The sequence below is a fragment of the Streptomyces sp. NPDC059454 genome (assembly GCF_042749965.1).
GTDB lineage: Bacteria > Actinomycetota > Actinomycetes > Streptomycetales > Streptomycetaceae > Streptomyces.
On the sequence record NZ_JBHYVC010000010.1, the window covers coordinates 156,416 to 180,260 of the forward strand.

At 72.5% G+C, this 23,845-nt stretch carries 23 protein-coding genes and 1 pseudogene; 14 read left to right on the plus strand and 10 right to left on the minus strand.

All coding sequences use genetic code 11. The annotated features are described in order from the left end of the window. Nucleotides 1–14: 14 nt before the first annotated feature. The gene (locus tag ACFXAE_RS10340) at nucleotides 15–1,262 is read right to left on the minus strand and encodes a cation:proton antiporter (RefSeq protein WP_384710998.1); all 1,248 of its coding nucleotides are present in this window, start codon (nucleotides 1,260–1,262) and stop codon (nucleotides 15–17) included. Between the two features lie 4 nt (nucleotides 1,263–1,266). Beyond that, on the minus strand, nucleotides 1,267–1,737 hold the full coding sequence (locus ACFXAE_RS10345) for a cation:proton antiporter regulatory subunit (RefSeq protein WP_384711001.1): 471 nt from the start codon (nucleotides 1,735–1,737) through the stop codon (nucleotides 1,267–1,269). A 286-nt stretch (nucleotides 1,738–2,023) separates the two neighbouring features. Between ACFXAE_RS10345 and ACFXAE_RS10350 the strand changes: the two genes are divergently transcribed. Together ACFXAE_RS10350 and ACFXAE_RS10355 are read left to right on the plus strand one after the other, a co-directional pair. Further along, nucleotides 2,024–2,860 carry a universal stress protein gene (locus tag ACFXAE_RS10350; protein ID WP_384711004.1) on the plus strand — a complete coding sequence of 279 codons (837 nt, stop codon included), beginning with the start codon at nucleotides 2,024–2,026 and terminating at the stop codon, nucleotides 2,858–2,860. 182 nt (nucleotides 2,861–3,042) lie between these two features. After that, nucleotides 3,043–3,165 (plus strand): hypothetical protein, encoded by a 123-nt coding sequence (locus ACFXAE_RS10355; RefSeq protein WP_384711079.1) that lies wholly within the window; start codon nucleotides 3,043–3,045, stop codon nucleotides 3,163–3,165. A gap of 36 nt (nucleotides 3,166–3,201) precedes the next feature. On the opposite strand, the gene ACFXAE_RS10360 is transcribed toward ACFXAE_RS10355, so the two are convergent. After that, nucleotides 3,202–3,624: a secondary thiamine-phosphate synthase enzyme YjbQ gene (locus ACFXAE_RS10360; protein ID WP_384711007.1), complete on the minus strand. Its 423-nt coding sequence runs from the start codon at nucleotides 3,622–3,624 to the stop codon at nucleotides 3,202–3,204. 82 nt (nucleotides 3,625–3,706) lie between these two features. Here ACFXAE_RS10360 and ACFXAE_RS10365 point away from each other — a divergent pair, with 82 nt between their 5' ends. Further along, the gene (locus ACFXAE_RS10365; RefSeq protein WP_384711082.1) at nucleotides 3,707–4,825 is read left to right on the plus strand and encodes an NAD(P)-binding domain-containing protein; all 1,119 of its coding nucleotides are present in this window, start codon (nucleotides 3,707–3,709) and stop codon (nucleotides 4,823–4,825) included. An 18-nt stretch (nucleotides 4,826–4,843) separates the two neighbouring features. Here ACFXAE_RS10365 and mltG read toward each other — a convergent pair whose 3' ends face one another. Both mltG and ACFXAE_RS10375 read right to left on the minus strand, forming a co-directional pair. After that, nucleotides 4,844–5,686 carry an endolytic transglycosylase MltG gene (gene mltG / locus ACFXAE_RS10370; RefSeq protein WP_384711010.1) on the minus strand — a complete coding sequence of 281 codons (843 nt, stop codon included), beginning with the start codon at nucleotides 5,684–5,686 and terminating at the stop codon, nucleotides 4,844–4,846. A gap of 43 nt (nucleotides 5,687–5,729) precedes the next feature. Beyond that, a complete protein-coding gene (locus ACFXAE_RS10375) occupies nucleotides 5,730–7,532 on the minus strand; it encodes an ABC transporter ATP-binding protein (protein WP_384711012.1) in 1,803 nt (600 codons plus the stop codon). Nucleotides 7,533–7,636: 104 nt separating this feature from the next. On the opposite strand from ACFXAE_RS10375, the gene ACFXAE_RS10380 reads away from it, so the two are divergent. The 5 genes from ACFXAE_RS10380 (at nucleotide 7,637) to ACFXAE_RS10400 (ending at nucleotide 13,105) form a co-directional block, all read left to right on the plus strand. Continuing rightward, the gene (locus ACFXAE_RS10380; RefSeq protein ID WP_384711015.1) at nucleotides 7,637–8,101 is read left to right on the plus strand and encodes a MarR family winged helix-turn-helix transcriptional regulator; all 465 of its coding nucleotides are present in this window, start codon (nucleotides 7,637–7,639) and stop codon (nucleotides 8,099–8,101) included. A 226-nt stretch (nucleotides 8,102–8,327) separates the two neighbouring features. Beyond that, nucleotides 8,328–10,160, plus strand: coding sequence for an ABC transporter ATP-binding protein (locus tag ACFXAE_RS10385; protein ID WP_384711018.1), 1,833 nt, complete (start codon nucleotides 8,328–8,330; stop codon nucleotides 10,158–10,160). Next, the gene (locus tag ACFXAE_RS10390) at nucleotides 10,157–11,938 is read left to right on the plus strand and encodes an ABC transporter ATP-binding protein (protein WP_384711021.1); all 1,782 of its coding nucleotides are present in this window, start codon (nucleotides 10,157–10,159) and stop codon (nucleotides 11,936–11,938) included. The genes ACFXAE_RS10385 and ACFXAE_RS10390 overlap by 4 nt, the downstream gene beginning before the upstream one ends. A 414-nt stretch (nucleotides 11,939–12,352) precedes the next feature. After that, a complete protein-coding gene (locus tag ACFXAE_RS10395; RefSeq protein ID WP_384711024.1) occupies nucleotides 12,353–12,835 on the plus strand; it encodes a DUF5709 domain-containing protein in 483 nt (160 codons plus the stop codon). 15 nt (nucleotides 12,836–12,850) lie between these two features. Next, a complete protein-coding gene (locus ACFXAE_RS10400; protein WP_073934726.1) occupies nucleotides 12,851–13,105 on the plus strand; it encodes a type B 50S ribosomal protein L31 in 255 nt (84 codons plus the stop codon). Nucleotides 13,106–13,125: 20 nt separating this feature from the next. Here the strand turns inward: ACFXAE_RS10400 and ACFXAE_RS10405 are convergent, their stop codons facing one another. Beyond that, nucleotides 13,126–13,920 (minus strand): metal-dependent hydrolase, encoded by a 795-nt coding sequence (locus ACFXAE_RS10405; RefSeq protein ID WP_384711028.1) that lies wholly within the window; start codon nucleotides 13,918–13,920, stop codon nucleotides 13,126–13,128. A gap of 115 nt (nucleotides 13,921–14,035) precedes the next feature. On the opposite strand from ACFXAE_RS10405, the gene ACFXAE_RS10410 reads away from it, so the two are divergent. Then, nucleotides 14,036–16,579 (plus strand): DEAD/DEAH box helicase, encoded by a 2,544-nt coding sequence (locus ACFXAE_RS10410; protein ID WP_384711085.1) that lies wholly within the window; start codon nucleotides 14,036–14,038, stop codon nucleotides 16,577–16,579. Nucleotides 16,580–16,598: 19 nt separating this feature from the next. After that, nucleotides 16,599–17,465: an acyl-CoA thioesterase gene (locus ACFXAE_RS10415; protein WP_384711031.1), complete on the plus strand. Its 867-nt coding sequence runs from the start codon at nucleotides 16,599–16,601 to the stop codon at nucleotides 17,463–17,465. Between the two features lies 1 nt (nucleotide 17,466). Here the strand turns inward: ACFXAE_RS10415 and ACFXAE_RS10420 are convergent, their stop codons facing one another. The 3 genes and pseudogenes from ACFXAE_RS10420 to ACFXAE_RS10430 all read right to left on the minus strand — a co-directional run. Further along, a complete protein-coding gene (locus tag ACFXAE_RS10420; protein ID WP_384711034.1) occupies nucleotides 17,467–18,387 on the minus strand; it encodes a DUF6397 family protein in 921 nt (306 codons plus the stop codon). Nucleotides 18,388–18,513: 126 nt separating this feature from the next. After that, nucleotides 18,514–18,921, minus strand: coding sequence for a roadblock/LC7 domain-containing protein (locus ACFXAE_RS10425; RefSeq protein ID WP_384711037.1), 408 nt, complete (start codon nucleotides 18,919–18,921; stop codon nucleotides 18,514–18,516). A 172-nt stretch (nucleotides 18,922–19,093) separates the two neighbouring features. Further along, nucleotides 19,094–19,550: pseudogene (locus tag ACFXAE_RS10430) on the minus strand (hypothetical protein); the annotation flags it as partial. A gap of 202 nt (nucleotides 19,551–19,752) precedes the next feature. Here ACFXAE_RS10430 and ACFXAE_RS10435 point away from each other — a divergent pair. The 4 genes from ACFXAE_RS10435 (at nucleotide 19,753) to ACFXAE_RS10450 (ending at nucleotide 23,509) form a co-directional block, all read left to right on the plus strand. After that, entirely contained in the window at nucleotides 19,753–20,352 is a 600-nt protein-coding gene (locus ACFXAE_RS10435; protein ID WP_384711040.1) for a class I SAM-dependent methyltransferase, read from the plus strand. A 285-nt stretch (nucleotides 20,353–20,637) separates the two neighbouring features. Next, nucleotides 20,638–20,934, plus strand: coding sequence for a hypothetical protein (locus tag ACFXAE_RS10440; protein ID WP_384711043.1), 297 nt, complete (start codon nucleotides 20,638–20,640; stop codon nucleotides 20,932–20,934). Between the two features lie 137 nt (nucleotides 20,935–21,071). Continuing rightward, a complete protein-coding gene (locus tag ACFXAE_RS10445) occupies nucleotides 21,072–21,944 on the plus strand; it encodes a hypothetical protein (protein ID WP_384711046.1) in 873 nt (290 codons plus the stop codon). A gap of 182 nt (nucleotides 21,945–22,126) precedes the next feature. Then, nucleotides 22,127–23,509, plus strand: a complete 1,383-nt coding sequence (locus ACFXAE_RS10450; protein WP_384711049.1) for a tannase/feruloyl esterase family alpha/beta hydrolase — start codon at nucleotides 22,127–22,129, stop codon at nucleotides 23,507–23,509. Nucleotides 23,510–23,513: 4 nt separating this feature from the next. Here the strand turns inward: ACFXAE_RS10450 and ACFXAE_RS10455 are convergent, their stop codons facing one another. After that, nucleotides 23,514–23,696: a hypothetical protein gene (locus ACFXAE_RS10455; protein WP_384711052.1), complete on the minus strand. Its 183-nt coding sequence runs from the start codon at nucleotides 23,694–23,696 to the stop codon at nucleotides 23,514–23,516. Nucleotides 23,697–23,845 lie beyond the last annotated feature (149 nt).

The following is a 23,845-nucleotide window of genomic DNA, read 5'->3' on the forward strand; positions in this document are numbered from 1 at the left end:
GGGCGGCGGCCGGTTCAGCGTTCGGGCCGGCTTTCGTCCACCGGTTCCAGCGTCTCCGCGGCCGGCGCCGTGACCTGTGCGGGCACGGTGTCGGCGGACGCGGTGCGCCGGGCGGTCAGACGCAGCGCGACGGGCTCGGTGTAGCGGGCCGTGAGCGGGCCCAGGACGACCAGGACCAGGACGTACGCCGTGGCCAGCGGCCCGAGGTCCGGTTCGATGCCGGCGGTGACCGCGAGACCGGCGATGACGATGGAGAACTCTCCGCGGGCGACCAGGGTGCCGCCCGCGCGCCAGCGGCCCTTGGGGGAGATCCCGGCCCGGCGGGCGGCCCAGTAGCCGGTGGCGATCTTCGTCAGCGCGGTGACGACGGCGAGCGCGAGGGCGGGCAGGATCACCGGCGGGATGGACTGGGGGTCGGTGTGCAGTCCGAAGAAGACGAAGAACACCGCGGCGAACAGGTCCCGCAGCGGCGCCAGCAGGCTGTGCGCACCCTCGGCGGCCTCACCGGACAGGGCGATGCCGACCAGGAACGCGCCCACGGCCGCCGACACCTGCAGTTGCTGGGCCAGTCCTGCGATCAGCAGGGTGAGCCCCAGCACCACCAGCAGCAGCTTCTCCGGGTCGTCGCTGGAGACGAAGCGGGAGATCACCCGCCCGTAGCGGACGGCGACGAACAGCACGAGCCCGGCGACGCCCAGCGCGATGGCCAGCGTGACGCTGCCCGCGGCGAGGCTGACGCCGGCCAGCAGGGCGGTGATGATCGGCAGGTAGACCGCCATGGCCAGGTCCTCGAGCACCAGGATGCTGAGGATGACCGGGGTCTCGCGGTTGCCGAGCCGTCCGAGGTCGCCGAGGACCTTCGCGATGACGCCGGAGGAGGAGATCCAGGTGACGCCGGCCAGCACCACCGCGGCGACCGGGCCCCAGCCGAGCAGCAGGGCCAGGGCGGCGCCGGGCAGGGCGTTCAGCGCCATGTCGACGAGGCCGGCCGGGTACTGGGTCTTGAGGTTGGAGACGAGGTCGCTGGCCGTGTACTCCAGGCCGAGCATGAGCAGCAGCAGGATGACGCCGATCTCGGCGCCGATCGCGACGAACTCCTCACTCGCGCCGAGCGGCAGCAGCCCGCCCTCGCCGAAGGCGAGGCCGGCCAGCAGATAGAGGGGGATCGGGGAGAACTGGAGGCGTCCGGCGAGGCGTCCCAGCAGGCCGAGCCCGAGGATGATCGCGCCGAACTCGATCAGGAAGATCGCGGAAGAGTGCACGCGCTCACTCCCGACCGAGTATCTCGGCGGCGGCGTCGATGCCCTCGCGGGTGCCGATCAGGATCAGCGTGTCACCGCCGGCCAGCCGGAAGTCCGGCGTGGGGGACGGGATCGCCTCGGCCCGCCGGAGCACGGCCACGATCGAGGCGCCGGTGTCGGTGCGCATCCGGGTGTCGCCCAGCAGCCGGCCGTTCCAGTGGGAGACGGCGGACAGCTCGATGCGCTCGGCGACCAGCCCCAGGTCGGTGGTGTGCAGCAGGTTGGGGCTGTGGTGGGCGGGCATGAGCGCGTCGATCAGCGCGGCCGACTCGGCGACGGTCAGCCGCATCGAGCGGGCGCAGGCGTCCGGGTCGTCGGAACGGTAGACGTTGACCGTGCGGGCACCGTCCCGGTGCGCGATCACGGACAGGTGCTCGTGCTCACGCGTGGTGAGGTCGTATTTCACGCCGATGCCCGGCAGTGGCGTGGCGCTCATCCGTGGAGCAGGCACAGCCCGTCCCCTTCCCGGTTTTCTTGTCGATGTCGTCCGCGGTGTGGTGTCGGCCGGGCCGTCGAACGGCACGGGTGATCCACCCCCACGAGGGCCATGGTGCCATCCCGCCATTCGGCCGGAACATGGGTGTTGTCACGGATGGACAGGGGGCGCGCCGGGGGCCGAGGATGCCTGGGGAGTCCGTGTCACCGCAGGTCGGAGGGCCGGGTACGGGCTCTCTCCCGCGGGTACCCGGAGGTGACACCACGGCCGGGGACGGGAGCGAGTGGTGAATGACACGGTGATCGTAGGAGTGGACGGTTCGCCGTCCAGTCTCGCGGCGGTCGACGTCGCGGCCCATGAGGCGCTGCTGCGCGGCGCGCGGCTGCGGATCGTGCACGCGTTCAGCCGCCCGGCCGATCTGGACCCGATGATCCACGGTGTGCTGGCCCGGGCCGAACAGCGTGCCCACGACCGCGCGCCCGGGCTGGAGATCGACCGGACGGTGGCGTCGGGCGAGACGCTGACGGTGTTGCGGAGCGAGTCGCGGCACGCGGTGCTGACAGTGGTCGGCGGGCGGGGCCACGGTGGGTTCGGGGATCTGCTGCTGGGCTCGACGGTCGTACAGCTGGCCGCGCACGGGCACGGTCCGCTGATGGTGGTCCGCGGCCGTCCCGGTCCCGAGGGGCCCGTGCTCCTCGCCGTGGACGGCTCGCCGGCCGGGGGCGCGGCGGCGGATTTCGCCTTCGCCGAGGCCGCCCTGCGCGGAGCGCCACTGGTCGCGATGCATGTGTGGAACACTTGGAGCGAGCCGACGCCGTACGAGGGCCCCGCCGATCCGCTGAACGTGGTGGTGGATCTCGACCGGCTCCGTGAGCGGCACCAGCGGCTGCTGGAGGAGACGGTGGCGCGACACCGGGACACCCGTCCCGGTGTCGCCGTGGAGCTGCGTCTGGAGCGGGCGCGGGTGCGGCACGCGCTGCTCGGCGCGAGCCGGGAGGCCCAGCTCGTGGTGTCCGGGGCCCGTGGCCACGGCGGTTTCACCGGGATGCTGCTCGGTTCGGTCAGCCAGGCGCTGCTGTACCACGCCGACTGTCCCGTCACCGTCGTCCGCGGCGCGGAGTGAGGGGTGTCCTCGCTCCTCGCGGGGCTTTCCCGCTGTGGGACGACGGGGCCGCGTGCGCGACCCGTGCCTTCGGACCTGTGAACGCGCCCCGCCGGCCGTCCACCGGGCTCCGGTGAGCGCGGAGGCGATCACCACCGCGCTCACCGGAGCCGACGGCGGCACGGATGTGAGCAGGCCGGGAGATCGCCGCCGCACCGCACCGGTCCCCGCGCACCGTCGAGCAGCATGTCGCGCGGGCGCTCTGGAAGACCGGTGTGCACTCCCGCCGGCAGCTCGCGCGGGCTCTGCGGCCGGCTTCGCGTTGATCGCGTATCCGTGGGGTCCGGCCCGCGGGGCCCGGTTCAGCCGAGGAAGCTCAGCCGCACCCGGCGGTCGGGGTTGTCGCGGTTGGTGTCGACCAGGCACACCGACTGCCAGGTGCCCAGTTCCAGCCGTCCGTCCACCACCGGGAGCGTCGCGTGCGGCGGGACGAAGGCGGGCAGGACGTGGTCGCGGCCGTGGCCGGGGCTGCCGTGGCGGTGCTGCCAGCGGTCGTCCGCGGGCAGCAGGGTGTGCAGGGCGGACAGGAGGTCGTCGTCGCTGCCGGCGCCGGTCTCGATGACGGCGACACCGGCCGTGGCGTGCGGCACGAAGATGTTCAGCAGGCCGTCCCGGCCGGCCGCCGTCTCCCGCAGGAAGGCTTCGCAGTCGCCGGTGATGTCGGCGACCCTCTCGTCGGAGCCGGTGACGATGTTCAGGACACGGGTGGTGAAGGCATCGGACATGTGCTCCATCCTGGCCCATGCGCCGGGTTCCCGCGGGAGCGCCGACGGGAAGATCCACGACCTCCGCCTGGTTGGTAGAAACGTGAACAACATGCGCGAGGTCGAGGCAGTCGTCATAGGCGCCGGGCAGGCCGGGTTGTCGAGCGCCCATCACCTGCGGCGGACCGGTTTCGAGCCGGACCGCGACTTCGTGGTGCTGGACCACTCCCCCGGTCCCGGCGGCGCCTGGCAGTTCCGGTGGCCGTCACTGACGTACGGCAAGGTGCACGGGATGCACGCGCTGCCCGGTATGGAGCTTACGGGTGCCGATCCGGCGCGGGCCTCCTCCGAGGTGATCAGCGAGTACTTCGACCGCTACGAGCGGACCTTCGACCTGCGGGTACGGCGTCCGGTGGACGTACGGGCGGTGCGGGAGGGGTCCGGCGGACGGCTGCTGGTGGAGACCTCGGACGGCGACTGGTCGGCGCGTGCGCTGATCAACGCCACCGGTACCTGGGACCGGCCGTTCTGGCCGCGTTACCCGGGCCAGGAGACCTTCCGGGGGCGGCAGTTGCATACGGCGCAGTACCCGGGGCCGGAGGCGTTCGCCGGGCAGCGGGTGGTCGTGGTGGGCGGCGGCGCGTCGGGGACCCAGCATCTGCTGGAGATCGCGCCCTACGCGGCGGCCACGACATGGGTGACCCGGCGGCCCCCGGTCTTCCGTGAGGGCCCCTTCGACGAGGAGGCGGGCCGGGCGGCCGTGGCGCTCGTCGAGGAGCGGGTACGGCAGGGTCTGCCGCCGCGCAGCGTCGTCTCCGTGACGGGGCTGCCGCTCAATGACGCGATCCGCCGGGGGCTGGCGGACGGTGTGCTCGACCGGCAGCCCATGTTCGACCGGATCACGCCCGACGGCGTGGAGTGGGCAGGGAGGTCCCCTCTGCCCGAGCACGGCCGGGAGCTTCGGGGAGGGCGGCGGGTGGCGGCCGACGTCATCCTGTGGGCGACCGGTTTCCGCCCCGCCGTCGAGCATCTCGCCCCACTGCGGCTGCGGGAGCCGGGGGGCGGGATCCGGGTCGAGGGCACGCGGGCGGTCGTCGACCCGCGGATCCATCTGGTCGGCTACGGCCCCTCGGCGAGCACCATCGGCGCCAACCGGGCCGGACGTGCGGCGGTACGGGACATCGGGCGGCTGTTGGCGCGGGGGGAGCGGGCCGCGGCGTGACGGCCGGGGACCTGCCGCTCACTTCTTCGACGGTTCGCCCGCCTTCTTCTGCTCGGCGTCGAACTCGGCGACGTTGCGCTGGTGTTCCGCGTAGTCGGCCGTGAAGCGGGTGTCGCCCGGCTTGACGGTGACGAAGTAGAGCCAGTCGCCCGGGGTCGGGTTGATCGCGGCGCGCACCGCGTCCTCGCCGGGGTTGTCGATCGGGGTCGGGGGCAGCCCCATGCGCCGGTAGGAGTTGTAAGGGCTGTCGACCTCGGTGTCGGCGGCCGTCGTGCGCGGCGTCCCGCGGTTCAGGGCGTAGTCGACGGTGGAGCCCATCTGGAGCGGCATCCCCCGCTCCAGCCGGTTGAAGATCACCCGGGCCACCTTCCCCATGTCGGCCTTGGTGGCCGCCTCCGCCTGGACGATGCTCGCGACGGTGACCGCCTGGTAGACGTTCATCGCGTTGCGCTGCGCACCGGCGGCGATCGGGGCTCCGTTGAACTTCTTTCCGGCGGTGTCGACCATGCGGGACAGCAGTTTCTGCGGGGTCGCCTTCTCCTGGAGCGGATAGGTCGCCGGGAAGAGGTAGCCCTCCGGGTTGCCCCCGGCCTCGTCGGGCAGCTTCAGGTCCGCCTTGGCGAGGGACTTCTCCGTGGTGCCGGCGGGCAGGTCGAGGACCTTGTCGACGGCGGCGTACACCTGGCTCGCGCGCCAGCCCTCCGGGACCACCAGGGTCGTGGGGCGGGAGTCGTCGTCGTTCATGATCAGCAGCGGCACCGCCACGGCGGTGCCGGCCACGACGGCCCCGAGCGCCGCGAGGGCGAGACGGCCCCGGCGCGTCAGTCGGATCGTGCTCCGTGACGGAGTGTTCGTCTGCATGCGGGCACGGTAACCCGCAGACCTCCACAAACCCGGCATATCTTCATCTTGTCGGCTCCAGTTGGGCGTCCCGGCGTACGAGGGCCGCATAGCGCCCCCCACGCTCCAGCAGCTCTTCGTGCGTACCGCGTTCGACCGCACGGCCGGAGTCGAGGACCACGATCTGGTCGGCGTTCCGAACGGTGGACAGCCGGTGGGCGATGGTGACCGTGGTGCGGTCGGCCGACAGCGCGTCGATGGCCTCCTGGACGGCGGCCTCGGTACGGGTGTCCAGGGCGCTGGTGGCCTCGTCGAGCACCAGGACCGGCGGGTCGCGCAGGATGGTCCGGGCGATCGCCAGGCGCTGTTTCTCACCGCCGGAGAAGCGGTGGCCGCGCTCCCCGACCACCGTGTCGTACCCGTCGGGCAGGGCGGCGATGTGGTCGTGGATCTGGGCGGCCCGCGCCGCCGCGTGCAGCTCCTCGTCGGTGGCGTCCGGCTTGGCGAAGCGCAGGTTGTCCGCGACCGAGGCGTGGAAGAGGTACGTCTCCTGGGAGACGACGCCCACCGCGCGGGCCAGCGTGTCGAAGTCGAGGTCGCGGACGTCGACGCCGTCGAGGGTGACCCGGCCGCCCGTGACGTCGTACAGCCGCGGCACGAGGTGGCCGAGGGTGGACTTGCCGGCGCCGGTCGGCCCGACCACGGCGAGGCTGCCGCCCTGGGGGACGGTGATGTCGATGCCGTCCAGGACGGGGCCGCTCTTGTCGTCGTAGCCGAAGGTGACGTCCTCGAAACGGAGCTCGCCCTTGATCCGGTCGAGGTGGACCGGGTCCGCGCGCTCGGTGATGTCGACCGGGAGGTCGAGGTACTCGAAGATGCGCTGGAAGAGCGCGAGCGAGGTCTGGATCTGGACGCCGGTGGACAGCAGGCTCACCGCCGGGCGGAACAGGCCCTGCTGGAGCGAGACGAAGGCGACGATGGTGCCGATGGAGACCTCGGGGCCGCCCGTCTGCAGGGCGATACCGGCCGTCCAGTAGATGATCGCCGGCATGGCCGCCATGACGATCGTGATGACGGCCATGCGCCAGCGCCCGGCCATGTTGGACCGGACCTCCAGGTCGACCAGACGCTCGGACTCGTCCGAGAAGGCGCCGGTCAGGGAGTCGGAGCGGCCCATGGTGCGGCCGAGCAGGATGCCGCTGACCGAGAGCGACTCGGTGACCGTGGCAGCCATCGCCGCCATCTGCTTCTGGCGCTGGGTGGTGATCCTCTTGCGCTCGTTGCCGACGCGGCGGCTGATCCAGACGAACACCGGCAGCAGGACCAGTGAGACCACGGTCAGCCGCCAGTCGAGCGCCAGCATCGCGACGACGGTGGCGACCACGCTGGTGAGGTTGGAGACCAGGGACGTCGCCGTGGAGGTCACGGTGGCCTGCATGCCGCCGATGTCGTTGGCGATGCGGGACTGGACCTCGCCGGTGCGTGTGCGGGTGAAGAAGGCGAGCGACATGCGCTGGAGCCGGCCGTAGACGGCGGTGCGCAGGTCGTGCATCACGCGCTGGCCGACGGTGGTCGAGATCAGGGTCTGCAGCACGCCGAAGACACTGGTGAGGACGGCGCTGAGGATCATGCCGAGCGCGAGCAGACTGAGCAGCCCGGTGCGGCCCTCGGGGATGGCGACGTCGAGGATCGCCTTCAGCAGGAACGGGGTGGCCACCGAGACCAGCGAGGCGGCGCCGACGAGCAGGCCGACGATCGCGAGGCGGCCCCGGTAGGGACGGAAGAGCTTCAGGATGCGCCGCACCTGCCGGGGCTGCTCCTTGGCGCCGGCAGGCGGGGTCCAGTCGGGTTCATGGTCGGGGTGCATGGTCTCCTTCGGGTCGGACACCGGGGGATGTGCCCCTGGGGCGAGCGGAACCCGTTCATTGTTACCTATGCTCACAATGAACGGCATCCTGATATTGTTCCCGCATGACCGCCCCCGATCCCGACGGCCTGCTGGCCGAGCAGCTGCTTCGGCTCACCCGCCGGGTGCACCGCATCCAGAAGCGCCATCTGGAGCGGCGCGAACTCGGCATCACCCCTGCCCAGTCACGGCTGCTGCGCACGCTCGCGCACTACGGTTCACCGCCCCGCATGACCGATCTGGCCGAGCGGCTGGAGGTGGTTCCCCGCGCCGTCACCACACTGGTCGACGGGCTGGAGGCGAACGGCAAGGTGCGGCGGGTGCCGGATCCGGCCAATCGGCGGGTGATCCGGATCGAGCTCACCGACGACGGGCGCGCGGCCCTGCGGGAGCTGCGCGCCGCGCGCCGGTCCGCCGCGGAGGAGATCCTGGCCCCGCTGGGCGAAGCCCAGCGGGAGGCGCTGGGCGAGCTGCTGGACACCCTGGTCGACGGGGCGGTCCCCGCGCAGCGCGGCGATGCGTCCGCGTGACCCGTATGCCCCGTATGACCCGTGGGGCGTGAGGGTGCGGCGGTGCGGGCCGCCCGGACCGCCGGTTCTGTGCGGTCGTGTGGAAAACCGTTTGCCTCCCGGTACGTAGCGGGGTCAACCTGTCACGGTTTGCTGCCGCCGTCCTTGGGCTGCGCGCAGCCGTGCCCGCACGCCCCCGCCCTTTCCCCCGTTTCCGCCGCCCCCTGATCCGAGCCACTGGGACGTCATGCAGATTCAAGACCTTCCGTTTCCCGACCCGGGAGTGCCCGACGCGCGCTCGGGTCCCCGATTCCTGTGGTGGCTCTTCCGGAATCAGCTGTCCGGGCAGCTCAAGTCGCTGGCCTGGGGTCTGCTGCACTTCGCCTCCGTGGCCTCGCTGCCGTTCTGCGTCGGCGTCGCCGTCCAGGCCGCGGTCGACCGCTCCGGCGGCCGGCTCGCGCTGGCCGGCGGCCTGCTGGCACTGGCCTGCGCGGGCAACGCGATCGGCGACACCTTCCTGCACCGCGCCGCCGTCACCAACTGGATCACCGCGGCGGCCCGCGTCCAGCAGCTGCTGGCCCGCAAGGCGGCGACGCTGGGCTCCGCGCTGACCCGGCGGGTAGCCGCCGGGGAGGTCGTGGCGGTCTCCACCGGGGACGTCGAGAAGATCGGGTGGTTCGTGGAGGCCCTGTCGCGGTTCACCGCGGCGGCGGTCACCATCGTGCTGGTCTGCGTCGGCCTGGTCGTCTACCAGCCGGCACTGGGGGTCGTCGTCGCCGTGGGACTGCCGGTGCTGGCGATCGCGGTGCTGCCGCTGCTGCCCCGCGCCACCCGGCGGGCGGACGTCCAGCGCGAGAAGGCCGGCCGGGCCACCGAGCTCGCCTCGGACACCGTCGCCGGGCTGCGCGTACTGCGCGGCATCGGCGGCGAGGAGCTGTTCCTCGACCGCTACCGCCGCGCCTCCCAGGAAGTCCGCCACGCCGCCGTGCGCAGCGCCAAGACGTGGGCCCTGATCGCCGCGATCCAGGTGCTGCTGCCGGGGATCCTGCTGATCACGGTGGTCTGGTACGGCGTCCATCTCGCCCGCGAGGGCCGGATCACCGTCGGCGAACTGGTCACCGTCTACAGCTCGGTCATGCTGCTCACTTACCCGATCCGGCACTTCGAGGAGATCGCGATGGCGTACTCCTTCTCGCGTCCCTCGGCGAAGCGGGCCGCGCGCGTGCTGTCGCTGGAGCGGGCCACGGACACCGCGGGGTCGCGCGCCGCCGAGAACCCGGCCGGGGACCTGTACGACCCGAAGACCGGTCTGCTCGCCTCCGCGGGCCTGCTCACCGCCGTGGTGTGCGGGGACCCGGACGCGGCGGGACGGCTGGCCGAACGGCTCGGCGGGCACGCCTCCGAGCAGGGCACCCCGGTGCTGCTCGGCGGGGTGCCGCTCGACGAACTGCCGCTGGACTCCGCCCGTCGGGCCGTCCTCGTGCAGGACAAGGATCCGGTGCTGCTCTCCGGCACCCTGCGCGAACTGCTCGACGTGCCGGCGTCCGGCGCGGTCGACCCGCGCGACGCGCTGGACGCCGCGCAGTGCGGGGACGTGCTGGCGGCACTGGTACAGGGCTCGGTGGACGCCGACGACCCGATGGACGCGCGGATCACCGAGCGCGGGCGGTCCCTGTCCGGCGGGCAGCGCCAGCGGCTCGCGCTGGCCCGGTCGCTGGTCACGGACCCGGAGGTGCTCGTCCTGGACGAGCCGACCTCGGCCGTCGACTCGCACACCGAGGCCCGTGTCGCCCAGGGCGTGCGTGGCCTGCGGACGCGGCGCACCACCGTGGTGTTCACCTCGTCCCCGCTGCTGCTGGACCGCGCCGACCGGGTGGTGTTCCTGCACGACGACACCGTCGCGGCGGTCGGCGACCACCGCGAACTGGTGCGCACCGAGCCCCGGTACCGGGCCGTGGTGACACGCGAGACCGAGGACGGGGCCGCGCCGACGGAGGTCCTGGACAAGGACGGCGTCCTGCCCGAGGACGAGGTCCTCAAAGGGCTGGAAGAACTGGAAGAAATCGAGGAGACAGCATGATCGGCGTGGCGCCACCGGCCTACGACCCGGCGGCCCCGACCGCGGCCAGCACGCTGCCGGTGAGTGCGCCCGCGACCGTCCGCGCCTATGTGAGCGAGCTGCTGCGCAGGCACCGCCGGGCCTTCGTGCTGCTGATCACCGTGAACACGGTCGCCGTGCTCGCCTCGATGGTGGGCCCGTATCTGCTGGGCGGACTCGTGGAACGGGTCTCGGACCGGCAGCGGGAGCTGCATCTGGGGCTCACGGTCACGCTGTTCGTGCTCGCGCTGGCACTCCAGGCGGTGTTCGTCCGGCAGGTACGGCTGCGCGGGGCGATGCTCGGCGAGCGGATGCTGGCCGATCTGCGCGAGGACTTCCTGGTGCGGTCGGTCGGGCTGCCGCCGGGCGTGCTGGAGCGGGCGGGCACGGGTGATCTGCTGTCGCGGATCACGACCGACATCGACCGGCTCGGCAACGCCATGCGCGAGGCCGTGCCCCAGCTGGCCATCGGCGTGGTGTGGGCGGTGCTGCTGCTGGGCGGACTGGTCGTCACGGCGCCCGAGCTGGCGCCGGCCGTGCTGCTCGCCGTGCCGCTGCTGGTGATCGGCTGCCGCTGGTACTTCCGGCGGGCACCGGCCGCCTACCGCTCGGAGGCCGCCGGGTACGCCGCCGTGGCCGCCGCGCTCGCCGAGACCGTGGACGCGGGGCGGACCGTGGAGGCGCACCGCCTCGGCGCGCGTCGTGTGGCGCTGTCGGACCAGCGGGTCAAGGAGTGGACGGCCTGGGAGCGCTACACCCTCTGGCTGCGGTCGGTGCTCTTCCCCGTCGTCAACATCACCCACGTCACCGTGCTCGGCTCGGTGCTGATGATCGGCGGGGTGTTCGTCCTGCAGGGCTGGATCGGTGTCGGCCAGCTGACCACGGGCGCGCTGATCGCGCAGATGCTCGTCGACCCGGTGGGGCTGATCCTGCGCTGGTACGACGAGCTGCAGGTGGCGCAGGTGTCGCTGGCCCGGCTGGTCGGGGTCCGGGACATCGAGCCCGAGGCCGGTGACGCCGCACTCGCCCCCGACGGGCGCCGGGTGCACGCGGACCGGGTGCACTTCGGCTACCGGGAGGGCGTCGACGTGCTGCGCGAGGTGTCCCTCGAGGTCGCCCCCGGGACCAGGCTGGCACTGGTCGGTCCCTCGGGTGCGGGCAAGTCCACCCTGGGCCGGCTGCTCGCGGGGATCTACGCGCCCCGGGACGGGCGGGTCACCCTGGGCGACGCCGAGCTGTCGCGGATGACCGCGGAACGGGTCCGGGAGCATGTGGCCCTGGTCAACCAGGAGCATCACGTCTTCGTGGGCTCCCTGCGCGACAATCTGCGGCTCGCCAGGACGAACGCGGAGGACGCCGAACTGTGGGCGGCGCTCGGGGCGGTCGACGCGGACGGCTGGGCCCGTGCGCTCGACGAGGGCCTGGACACCGAGGTCGGCTCCGGCGGGTTCGCGCTCACCCCTGCCCAGGCCCAGCAGATCGCGCTGGCCCGGCTGGTGCTGGCCGATCCGCACACGCTGGTCCTGGACGAGGCGACCTCGCTGCTCGACCCGCGCGCGGCACGGCACCTGGAACGCTCCCTGGCCCGTGTCCTGGACGGCAGGACCGTCGTCGCCATCGCCCACCGCCTGCACACCGCCCATGACGCGGACGTCATCGCCGTCGTGGAGGACGGCCGCATCAGCGAACTGGGCAGCCACGACGACCTGGTCGCGGCGGACGGGGCGTACGCGGCGCTGTGGCGCTCCTGGCACGGCTGAGCCCGCACCGCCCCGGTGGGAACGGGCCGGCGGCGCAGGGCCGGGCTGCGCCATGCCGTGCCGTGCCGTCGGCCCGGAGCAGGTGACGCCCCGGCAGCAGCGGGGCCGGGAAGGCGGCACGCGCCGGCGACCGTACCCGTGCGGGTCTGCGGGCCCAAAGACGGTTCCGGATCGTGGGCCGGGGCATCGGTGGGGGCGCCGGGCGGAGTGGGGGTGAGGGCCCCCGGGCGCGCCGCCCGCCGGTGGTGTGCCGTTGCGCGGTGGGGAGCTCCGGTGGAAGGCTGGAGTCAGGCACCGGCTCGGGGAGCACCCGGGGCCCGGCGGACCGGGCACCGGAGGCGCCAGTGCCCCGTACCGGCGGCCCGGCGCGGGCCGCGGCGGGAACGGGCCCGCCCCCACCCCCTGGAGGTACCCGTGAACAGCGCCGACGGTTGGGGAGACGACGTGTACCAGCCCGACGCGTCCGAGATCCAGGACGACGCCGGGCTGCTCGACGCCGAGGACACCCTGGAGAACGACGGCGTCGCCGACCCCCTCGACCGCGGCTGGTCCCCTCCGGAACGGCCCTGGGCCGTGGAGCACTACGGCGTGACGGCGGCGGAGCGCCACGAAGGCGAGACGCTGGACCAGCGTCTCGCCGAGGAACTGCCCGATCCCGGCGACGGCGACGGCGACGGCGACGGCGACGGCATCGGTGATTCCCCGGGCACCGACGGGGAACTCCTGGACAACGAGGTGGGCGCCACACGCTCCGGCCGGCTCGTGGCCCCCGACGAAGGGGCGCACGAGGACGAGGAGGAGGCCCTGGTCGCCATGGACGTCGGCATCGACGGCGCGGCCGCCTCCGCCGAGGAGGCCGCGATGCACGTCGTCGACGAGGACAACCTGCCGGGCTGACCCCGAGGAGCATCCATGCAGCAGGACAAGCACCCCGACTACCACCCGGTCGTCTTCCGTGACCGTGCCGCCGGTTACGCCTTCCTCACCCGGTCCACCGCGACCAGCGACCGGACCATCGAGTGGGACGACGGTGAGACCTACCCGGTGGTGGAGGTGGAGATCTCCTCGGAGAGCCACCCGTTCTACACGGGCAGGGCCCGGACCGTGGACACGGAGGGCCGCGTCGCCCGCTTCGAGCGCCGGTACGGCGGTGAGGGTTCCGGCTGAGTCCCGGACAGGCGCGTCCCTCAGATCACGTTGAGCGCCGCCGCGCAGCCCACTCCGCCCAGCAGCATGAACACGGGCATCAGCACCTTCAGCTCCACCCAGCTGCCCGCCCGGAACCGCATCGCCTTCGGCGGGCCGATCGGGTACCAGCGCTTGCGGCCCACCGGTATCGGCCACAGGACCGGACAGCCGGAGACGGTCAGCGCGTCCCCGATGTCGTGCACCAGCGCGCCCAGGACGACCGGCAGCCCCAGCCACAGGTACTCCTGGCCCGGCTCGGTGAACAGCCAGTCCGCTCCGTTGCCCGGCTTGTCCAGCACGCCCGCGAGGATCCAGGCGCTGGTCGCGGCCAGCAGCCACACCAGGACATCGCTGCTGGAGCCGCGCGTCGCCCGCCACAGCAGGCCCTCGATGGCCAGCACCATGTGCGCGAAGAGGATGGCCAGTACCGCCCAGCGGCCCCCCGTGATCGCCAGGACCGCGGTGCCGGCACCGATCAGGACCGCCCACAGCCAGGTGTGCGTGAGCGTGCGGTGCCCGCCGGAGCGGCGTGGGTCGCCCTGCTTCTTGGTGGCCTTGTAGACGGCGTAGGACAGCTTGTCGACGATCTCGCACAGCCAGCGGGACAGCGGCCCGAAGGCCCGCGAGATGGTGGCCGCCTTGTGGTCTAGGTCGGGGGCGAGCGCGGCGCCGGCGCAGATCAGGGCGCCGGCCAGGAGGACCGGCCAGGGCATGGAGTGTCCGGCCGCGGCCGTCGCCGCGCCGACCCCGAGCCAGGCCGCGGCGCCCGACAGTGAGTGTGCTGGTCCCATCATCGCCGTTGCCCGCCCCATTCCTCGTTCGCCACCGGCCGGTTGACCGGGTGCGTCGGCCCTCCGCCGGCGACACAGCGTAGCGTTCACGATCTTCCCGCCCGCAGCCGATTCCCCCATCGGCCGGACGGGCAGGCAAGATGGGGGCGTGACCCTCATCGATCAGCTGCCGCCGACCGCCGACCCCGACGCCCTCTACGAAGCCTTCGAGTCGTGGTCCCAGGAGCGCGGTCTCACGCTCTATCCGCACCAGGAGGAGGCGCTGATCGAGGTGGTCTCCGGGGCGAACGTGATCGTGTCGACGCCCACGGGCTCCGGCAAGAGCATGATCGCGGCGGGCGCCCACTTCGCCGCCCTGGCGCGCGACGAGGTCACCTTCTACACCGCGCCCATCAAGGCGCTGGTGTCGGAGAAGTTCTTCGAGCTGTGCAAGATCTTCGGCACGGAGAACGTCGGCATGCTCACCGGCGACGCGTCCGTCAACGCCGACGCCCCGGTCATCTGCTGCACCGCCGAGGTGCTGGCGTCGATCGCGCTGCGCGACGGCAAGAACGCCGACGTGGGCCAGGTCGTGATGGACGAGTTCCACTTCTACGCGGAAGGGGACCGCGGCTGGGCCTGGCAGATCCCGCTGCTCGAGCTGCCGCAGGCGCAGTTCGTGCTGATGTCGGCGACGCTCGGCGACGTCTCCTTCTTCGAGAAGGACCTCACCCGCCGCACCGGCCGCCCCACCTCCGTGGTCCGCTCGGCGACGCGTCCCGTGCCGCTGTCCTACGAGTACCGGTACACGCCGCTCACCGAGACGCTCACCGATCTGCTCGAGGCCCGGCAGGCGCCGGTCTACATCGTGCACTTCACGCAGGCGCAGGCGGTGGAGCGGGCGCAGGCGCTGATGAGCATCAACATGTGCACGCGTGAGGAGAAGGACCGGATCGCCGAACTGATCGGCAACTTCCGCTTCACCACCAAGTTCGGCCGCAATCTGTCCCGTTACGTCCGGCACGGAATCGGCGTGCATCACGCCGGCATGCTGCCCAAGTACCGGCGGCTGGTGGAGAAGCTCGCGCAGGCCGGTCTGCTGAAGGTCATCTGCGGCACCGACACGCTCGGGGTGGGCGTCAACGTCCCCATCCGCACGGTGCTGTTCACGGCCCTGACCAAGTACGACGGCAACCGCGTGCGCACGCTGCGGGCCCGTGAGTTCCACCAGATCGCGGGCCGCGCCGGTCGTGCCGGCTTCGACACCGAGGGCTTCGTGGTGGCCCAGGCCCCCGAGCACGTCGTCGAGAACGAGAAAGCTCTGGCGAAGGCGGGTGACGACCCGAAGAAGCGCCGCAAGGTCGTGCGCAAGAAGGCGCCCGAGGGCTTCGTCGCGTGGAGCGAGCAGACCTTCGAGAAGCTCATCGCCTCCGATCCGGAGCCGCTGTCCTCCCGCTTCCGGGTCACGCACACCATGCTGCTGTCGGTGATCGCCCGGCCCGGCAACGCCTTCGAGGCGATGCGGCGGCTGCTGGAGGACAACCACGAGCCGCGCAAACAGCAGCTGCGGCACATCCGGCGGGCGATCGCCATCTACCGCTCGCTGCTGGACGGCGGCATCGTCGAGAAGCTCGACCGGCCGGACGCCGAGGGCCGGATCGTCCGCCTCACCGTGGACCTGCAGCAGGACTTCGCGCTGAACCAGCCGCTGTCCACGTTCGCGCTGGCCGCCTTCGAACTGTTGGACCCCGAGTCGCCTTCGTACGCGCTGGACATGGTGTCCGTCGTGGAGTCCACGCTGGACGATCCGCGCCAGATCCTCGCCGCCCAGCAGAACAAGGCGCGCGGCGAGGCGGTCGCCGCGATGAAGGCCGACGGCGTGGAGTACGAGGAGCGCATGGAGCGGCTCCAGGACATCACCTACCCGAAGCCGCTGGAGGAGCTGCTCTTCCACGCGTACGACACCTACCGCAAGAGTCATCCCTGGGTCGGTGACCATCCGCTGTCGCCGAAGTCCGTGATCCGGGACATGTACGAGCGGGCGCTGTCGTTCACCGAGCTGGTGTCCCACTACGAGCTGGCCCGCACCGAGGGCATCGTGCTGCGCTACCTCGCGAGCGCCTACAAGGCGCTGGAACACACCGTCCCGGACGACCTGAAGTCGGAGGACCTGGAGGATCTGATCGCCTGGCTGGGCGAGACGGTGCGCCAGGTCGACTCCAGCCTGCTGGACGAGTGGGAGCAGCTGGCCAATCCGGAGGAGATGACCGCCGAGGAGGCGCAGGAGAGGGCCGACCAGGTCAAACCTGTCACCGCCAATGCGCGGGCCTTCCGTGTCCTGGTCCGCAACGCCATGTTCCGCCGGGTCGAGCTCGCCGCCCTCGACCAGGTGGGGGAACTGGGCGAGCTGGACGCCGAGGGCGGCTGGGACGCGGATGCCTGGGGTGAGGCGATGGACAAGTACTGGGACGAGTACGAGGAGCTCGGCACCGGTCCCGACGCCCGCGGACCGAAACTGCTGCTGATCGAGGAGAAGCCGGCCGACGGACTGTGGCGGGTCCGGCAGATCTTCGACGACCCCAGCGGCGACCACGACTGGGGCATCAGCGCCGAGGTCGACCTCACCGCCTCCGACGCGGAGGGCCGTGCGGTCGTCCGGGTCACCGATGTCGGCCAGTTGTGAGCACAGGAGAATCCCACCCATGACGAATCCGGCCGAGAGCCTCGTCGCCCTGCTCGACCTGGAACAGATCGAGGTCAACATATTCCGTGGCCGCAGCCCGCAGGAGTCCCTCCAGCGGGTCTTCGGCGGCCAGGTGGCCGGCCAGGCCCTGGTCGCCGCCGGCCGCACCACGGAGGGCGATCGTCCCGTGCACTCCCTGCACGCGTACTTCCTTCGTCCGGGCAGACCCGGGGTGCCGATCGTGTACCAGGTCGAACGGGTGCGGGACGGCCGGTCGTTCACGACCCGCCGGGTCACCGCGGTGCAGCAGGGCCGCACGATCTTCAATCTGACCGCCTCCTTCCACAAGCCTGAACAGGGAAGTTTCGAACATCAGCTGCCGCCGGCCCGTGAGGTCCCGGACCCCGAGTCGCTGCCGACGGTGTCGGACGAGATCCGTGCGCATCTGGGCGCGCTGCCGGAGCAGTTGGAGCGGATGGCGCGCCGCCAGCCCTTCGACATCCGCTATGTGGACCGGCTGCGCTGGGACGCCGACGACGTCAAGGGCGCCGAGCCGCGCAGCGCGGTGTGGATGCGCGCGGTCGGTCCGCTCGGCGACGATCCGCTGGTGCACACCTGTGCCCTGACGTACGCCAGTGACATGACTCTCCTGGACGCCGTGCGGATCCCGGTGGAGCCGCTGTGGGGACCGCGCGGCTTCGACATGGCGTCGCTGGACCACGCCATGTGGTTCCACCGTCCGTTCCGCGCCGACGAGTGGTTCCTGTACGACCAGGAGTCGCCGATCGCCACGGGCGGGCGAGGGCTGGCCCGCGGCCGGATCTACGACCTGGAGGGCCGGATGCTGGTGTCCGTCGTCCAGGAGGGGTTGTTCCGGGCCCTGTAGGTCACCGGTTTCCGCGCCACCACCGGCCCAGCAGGCCGCGGGACGTCCCGCCTACCGGCTCGACGGCTTCCGGCGTACGCCGAGCCGGTCCGGGGCGGCGGGGAGCGGGACGGGATGCCGGCCGGTGTGCCCGCGCCTCCTCCGTCAGCCGGGTCAGATCGGCCTGCAGCCGGGCGACCTCGTCCGGGTCCTGGGCGGTCATGAGCTCTTCCGCCAGGTCCGCGGCCGGTGAGCCGGGCGCGCCGTGGGACGGTGGCGGCCGGCGGAACCGGTTGAGGTGGGAGCGGTCGCAAGGGTCCGGGACGGCCTCCGACACGTGCATCGGGCCGAGCAGCGACGCCACGGCCCCGGCCCGCGCCCAGGGGTCGTCGGCCCGGCGGAGCATGAAGCCCAGCTGCCGGGTGCGCCAGTTGCGCGGGCGCAGGTCGATACCGGTGTCGAGCTGGCTTCTGAGGCTCTCGGGCATGCGCCCCGTCAGCAGGGGTGTGTTCCTGTCGTCGGCCGCGAACAGCCGTAGTTCTTCGGCCAGATAGAGCCAGACCACGGCGCGGTAGCGGTTCAGGTAGAACTTCACGGGCACCAGCAGTCCCAGCCTCGCGAGGCGGCTGAAACGGGGCTTCGTCACGTCGATGAGGGCGGCGCCCTCCGTGGTGCCCACGGCCCGCACGCTCCGGCGCAGGGCCTCCGGACGTCCCGGCCCGGCGCGGAGCCGCTCGATCTCGGCCCGGTCGACCCGCCGGCCCTCTCCGCCGTCGCCGGGGATCGTACGGATCCGCCCGAGCTGTACGGCGAGGTCGAACTCGGTGCCCTTGAGGCCGAGTTCGCGGGCCGCGCGGCCCGGGCCGACCCGGACCCCCCGTGCCGCCGCGGGCCGCTCGGTGGTGGCGGTGGTGTCGTGCGCGATGGTGTGCTGTCCGGGCATGTTCGTCTTCCCCCGTGGAGTGTGGGCGGCCGGCGCCGGGTGCGCCGCTCGGAAAAACCGTAGCCGCTTTGTCACTCTCCGTGGCGAGCCTGTGGATAACTCCGCAGTGAAGGACGAACTCGCAGGTCAGAGGTCTGTGCCGGGTTCCGGCTGGCGGGTGTCCACGTCCAGATGCTCGCCGACCCGGTTGACCAGCAGGGTCATCTCGTACGCGATCTGACCGATGTCGGCCTCCGCCCCGCTGAGTACGCACAGGCAGCTGCCGGTACCCGCCGCGGTGACGAAGAGCACCGCGTCGTCGAACTCGATCATCGTCTGGCGTACCCCGCCCGCGCCGAAGTGCCGTCCCGACCCCTTGGCGAGGCTGTGCAGTCCGGACGAGACGGCGGCGAGGTGCTCCGCGTCCTCGCGCCGCAGCCCCGTGCTCGCACCCGTCACCAGCCCGTCGTTGGACAGGACCAGTGCGTGCCGTACGTGTTCGACGCGTTGGGTCAGGTCGTCCAGCAGCCAGTCGAGTCCCTGGTTCTGCGCCATGTCGTGTGTCTCCCCGTGGTCTTCCCCGTGGTCTGCCCCGTGTGCCGTTCCCTCCTGGCGGGAGGGCCCTCGCGCCAGCCTTCACCACGACCGGGCGCCGGGCAAGGAGGACGGGAGCCAAGGGGCGGAAGATGACCGAGGAACAGTGGCGCGAGCCCGGATCCCATGGACATCCCACCGGGTCGAGCAGCCGGGCGGTGTGCATGCGTCCGGCTGCTCGACGAGCCGGATCAGCACCTCCTTCCCCGAGTCGCGCTCGCGTGCTTCGCACAGCGCGACGGGTGTTCCGGCGTCCGGGTCGAGCGCGGCCGACGTCTCCTGTGTCGTGGCGCCGGGTCCCGCGCAGCGGTTGACGGCGACGGCGAACGGGATCCGCCGGTGCTCGAAGCAGTCCGCCGCGGGGGAGCAGTCCTCCGGGCACCGGGTGTCCGGAGGACCACCGCGCCCAGGGCGCCTTGCGCCAGTTCGTCGCTCACCTCGCCGTGCAGCCGCACCGCCGCCATGCCCAGGCAGTGCACGCCGGTGACGCCGAGACCGGTGGTGAGCCCGCCGAGCAGCAGCGCCCGGACCCGGTCGCGGCTGTGGCCGACGGCGAACACGCCGGCGCGGACGACGGCCACGGCGACGAGCGGGCCGGCGGGGACGAGCCGCCCCAGGACGGCGTGGTCCAGGTGTCCCACGGCCCCGGGAGGCCAGGAGGGTGCGGGCGCGCGAAGGGGATACGTTTCGAGAACGGCTGAAATATGACGCAGCAATGCACCGAAACGACCATGTCACGCTCGAACGTACATACAAGGGCATCGCCCGTCCCGGTGAGGGATCATGCGGAGCATGAGCGACGACCACACACACGTCCAGGAGTTCTTCACCGCGCGTGCCGCCGACTGGGACCGCCGCTTTCCCGACGACGGTCCGGCCTACGCCGCCGCGGTCGCCGGACTCGGGCTGCGCGAGGGGGACCGGGTTCTCGACGCGGGCTGCGGCACCGGACGCGCCCTGCCTCCGCTGCGTGCGGCCGTGGGGCCCTCTGGCGTGGTCCTCGGCGCGGACCTGACGCCGGCCATGTTGCGGGAGGCGGCGCGGGCCGGACGGGACCGCGACGGGGCGCTGCTGCTGACCGACGTCGCCGCGCTGCCGCTGCGCCCGTCCGCGCTGGACGCCGTGTTCGCGGCGGGTCTGATCGCCCACCTGCCCGACCCGGCCGGCGACCTCCGGGAGATCGCGCGGGTGGTGCGGCCGGGTGGCGTGCTCGCGCTGTTCCATCCGATCGGCCGGGCGGCGCTCGCCGCCCGGCAGGGCCGCACGCTCACCCCGGACGACCTCCGCGCGGAGCCGAATCTCCGCGCGCTGCTGTCCCGCTCGGGGTGGCTCATGACGTCGTACGCCGACGAGGACACACGCTTCCTGGCGCTGGCCGTCCGTGCGGACTGAGTACTCGTGGCCACGCGCCGGGCCCCCGGCCCGGGTTCCGCACCGGGCCGCTCCGAAGTCCCGGTACGGGAGCGGCGCCCGGGCCCGCCGGCCGGTGACCGTGCTTGCCGGACCGCTTCGTGAACTCTGCCGTCCCGGTGAGCAGCCGGCCGGTCCGCGGAACGGAGCAGGCTTCGAAGTGCCGCACCGTGCTGCCCCCTTCTGCTGTCGAAGCCGCAACCCTACGTTGAGCGGCAGGAGACGAACGGCCGGTGAGGACAACCGTGCCGGGGGAAGGTGGACCGCATGTGGGGAAGGGTTCGGGGAATCGGGAGCAAGGTGATCAGCGGTTGGCGCGCGAAGGAGCGGGCCGGGCGGACCGGGCGTCCGCACAATCTGTTCGAGGCTGCCGCGGCGTACGTCTCGGCCTGCGCGGAGGACGATCAGGACCGGATCGACGAGGCGGCCGGCTGGGTGTCGCCGGAGGCACTGTCATTCGGGGTGAACGAGCTGGCATGCCGGGCGGTGGTCGCGCTCGCGCGGGAGCGGGACGAGTCTCCGGGGACGGTCGCGCGGGCGCTGCTGGGTCTTCCGGCCGCCTGAACCGTCCGTCCACGCGTGGTCGATTCGCCCCGTCCGGCCGGAAACCTGCAGCTCCGGGCATGGCTGCGGGGTCGTGACAAGCGGCTCGGGATCGGCATAGGGTGCGCGCCGGTGGACGAACCGATGGGGAGGCTGGGATGGCCGGGACGGACGAGGAAGCCGTCGCCGCCGCGGACGACGCGCTCTATGTGCTCACGGCGGCGCTGCTGACGCCGGCGAAGTTCCCGAGCGTACTGGGCGACGACTACCCGGAGGCGTGTGCGGCGCTCGGCCTTCCGCCCCTCGCCGACGGGTACGGGCTGGTGCTCGGCCAGGACGGCGAGGGCGCCCGGTGGACCGTCGTCGTCGATGACGTCTCGCTGGTCGCCGTCGCGATCGCGTCCTGGGACTGCGGGATGGAACACGATCTGTCGCCGGACGAGCGCACGGTCGTCGCCGCGCTGCCCGGCTGGCCCCTCGCGGTGGCGGTCGCGGCGCCGAACGTGCCCGCGCCGCACGATCCCGGCCCGGACGCCGCGGACGGACCCCCGCTGACCCCGCCGGACACCGGGGCCTGGGGACCGGCCCAGCGCCGGCTGGGTGCCGACGAGATCGCGCTGCAGTGGGCGGTCTGGCGGGAGCGGGTCGACGACGCGGCGTTCCCGGCACCGGGCGGTTCGGCCCGGGTGGCCGCCGACGCGGAGGAGCCCGCGGAGGAGGGCCGGACGGAAGAAGCGGGCGACCGGCCGGACCGGCAGCCGGGGCACAGCGGGATCCGGCGGGTGCTGGCGGAGGCACGTGCGTACGTCGACTCGCCGCCGCCGCTCGGCCGGGTCCGCTCGTCCTTCGCCCCGGGTGACGCGCGCACCCTGCGTGCCGACGGCCCCGGCTGGTCGCTGGTGGCCCGGACGGACGACATCGCGTTCGTCCTGCTCGACGACGAACCCGGCGAGGTCCTGCCGGTGGGCCGGGGTCCCGAGCTGCCGGGCCTGCTCGAAGCGCTCGACCGGATGGCCGTACGGCCGTTCTGAGCACACGCGGCGTCGAAAAGGTCAGGGGTGATGGACGTTAGCGTGTGGTGAAACCCCACGTGTGGACGCCGTTTCATAGGGCGTCCACCCATCGATGACGGCGAGGGCGGGCCCTCACCATGGGGCAGTTCCACGATCGACCCCATGTCCCCCTTCCGCTGCCCGTCCTTTCGGAGGCCGTCATGCGCCCCTCCCGTGGCGTTCCGTTGCTCCTCGCCGTCCTCGCCGCGGCCGCTCTCACCGCTCCGACTCCGGCCGACGCGGCCGGGGACGGTCGCTGCGCGCGCCAGGAACGTGTGCGTGTGCCGGGCGCCGCCCATCAGCGCACTGCCTGCCTCGCCGATCTGACCACGGCGGGGCTGGCCGGTACGCCGTACACCGACATGGCCGACCAGGCGGGACTGACCGCCGCGGCCACCCGGTCGCCGTCCGGTGTGCCCGGGGTGCAGATCGACGGCTACTTCCCGGACTCGTCCCGCTTCAACAACACCCACGGCTGGCGGCACGACGCCCAGTTCGTGATCCGGCTGCCCGACCGCTGGAACGGCGGACTGGTGGTCACCGGAGCACCCGGCAACCGCAAGCAGTACGCGACCGACAAGGCGATCTCCGACCAGGTGCTGGCGCGGGGCTACGCCTATGCGGCGACCGACAAGGGCAACAGCGGAGTCGACTTCCACCGTGACGGCAGGCGTCCCGGTGACGCGGTCGCCGAGTGGAATGCGCGCACCACACAGCTCACCCGCGCCGCCCGGCGCGCGGTGGCCCAGCGCTACGGGCACGCCCCGCGCCGTACGTACATGACCGGCGTCTCCAACGGCGGCTACCTCACCCGCTGGCAGCTGGAGAACCGCCCGGAGCTGTACGACGGCGGGGTGGACTGGGAGGGCACCCTGTGGGCCGAGGGGCGTCACCCGCTGCTCTCCCTTCCGGTGGCGGTGGCCCGGATGTACGGCAGGGCGACCGACGAGGACATGTACACGGCGGGCTTCGCACGCGGGTCCGAGTTCCTGTGGCCGTACCACGAGAAGGCCTACTGGGGACTCACGCAGAAGATCTACCGCGCCGAGTTCGACCCGGACCACGACCCGGGCTGTCCCGGCCCCTCCGCCGGGTCGACCACGGAGCAGATCCTCGCGCCGTGTCCGTCCGACGCCGCCTACGACTACGCCTCGCGCCCCGCGTCCGTACACCGTGCCGTGGAGCGTGTGGCTCTCACCGGGCGGATCGGGCGGCCGATGATCACCCTGCACGGCGATCTGGACGCGCTGCTGCCCAAGTCCGTCGACTCCGATGTGTACGACGGCATGGTCGAGGCGAGCGGACGCGGGCGGATGCACCGCTACTACACGGTGCTGGACGGCACGCACGTCGACGGGCTGTACGACACCCATACGGACCGGCTGCGGCCGATCCTGCCCTGCTACCGCTCGGCGTTCGACGCCCTGGTCGCATGGGTGGAGCGCGGAGTCGCACCGCCCGCGGACCGGACGGTCGGCAGGCCCGCGGACGGCGACGTGGTCGACTCCTGCGCGCTGGGTTCCGGTGAGGCGGTGACGCCGTAGCGCCTCAGCGGCCCAGCTCCTTGCGCGAGACGCGGCGCAGCCTGCGCCGTTGTGCGGGGTCCAGGGCGAGGTACGCGGCGGCCGGAACTCCCAGGACTATCAGAAGCGCGGCCCACCAGGGCAGCCAGATGAGCAGGAGCAGTCCGGCCGCCACACCCCCTGCGGCGATCTTGATGTTCTTCGACATGAGTGTCGCCTCCTTCGCGGCCACTGCCGCTCTCTGCCGTGAAAACGGGCCCGCGCCTGTGACGGTTCCGGACCGCGCCCCTGAGACGTCCCTGAGGTACGGCCCCTAAGGTCTCCGAGAGCCCGGTCGTGGGCCTCCCGGCCGGGAGG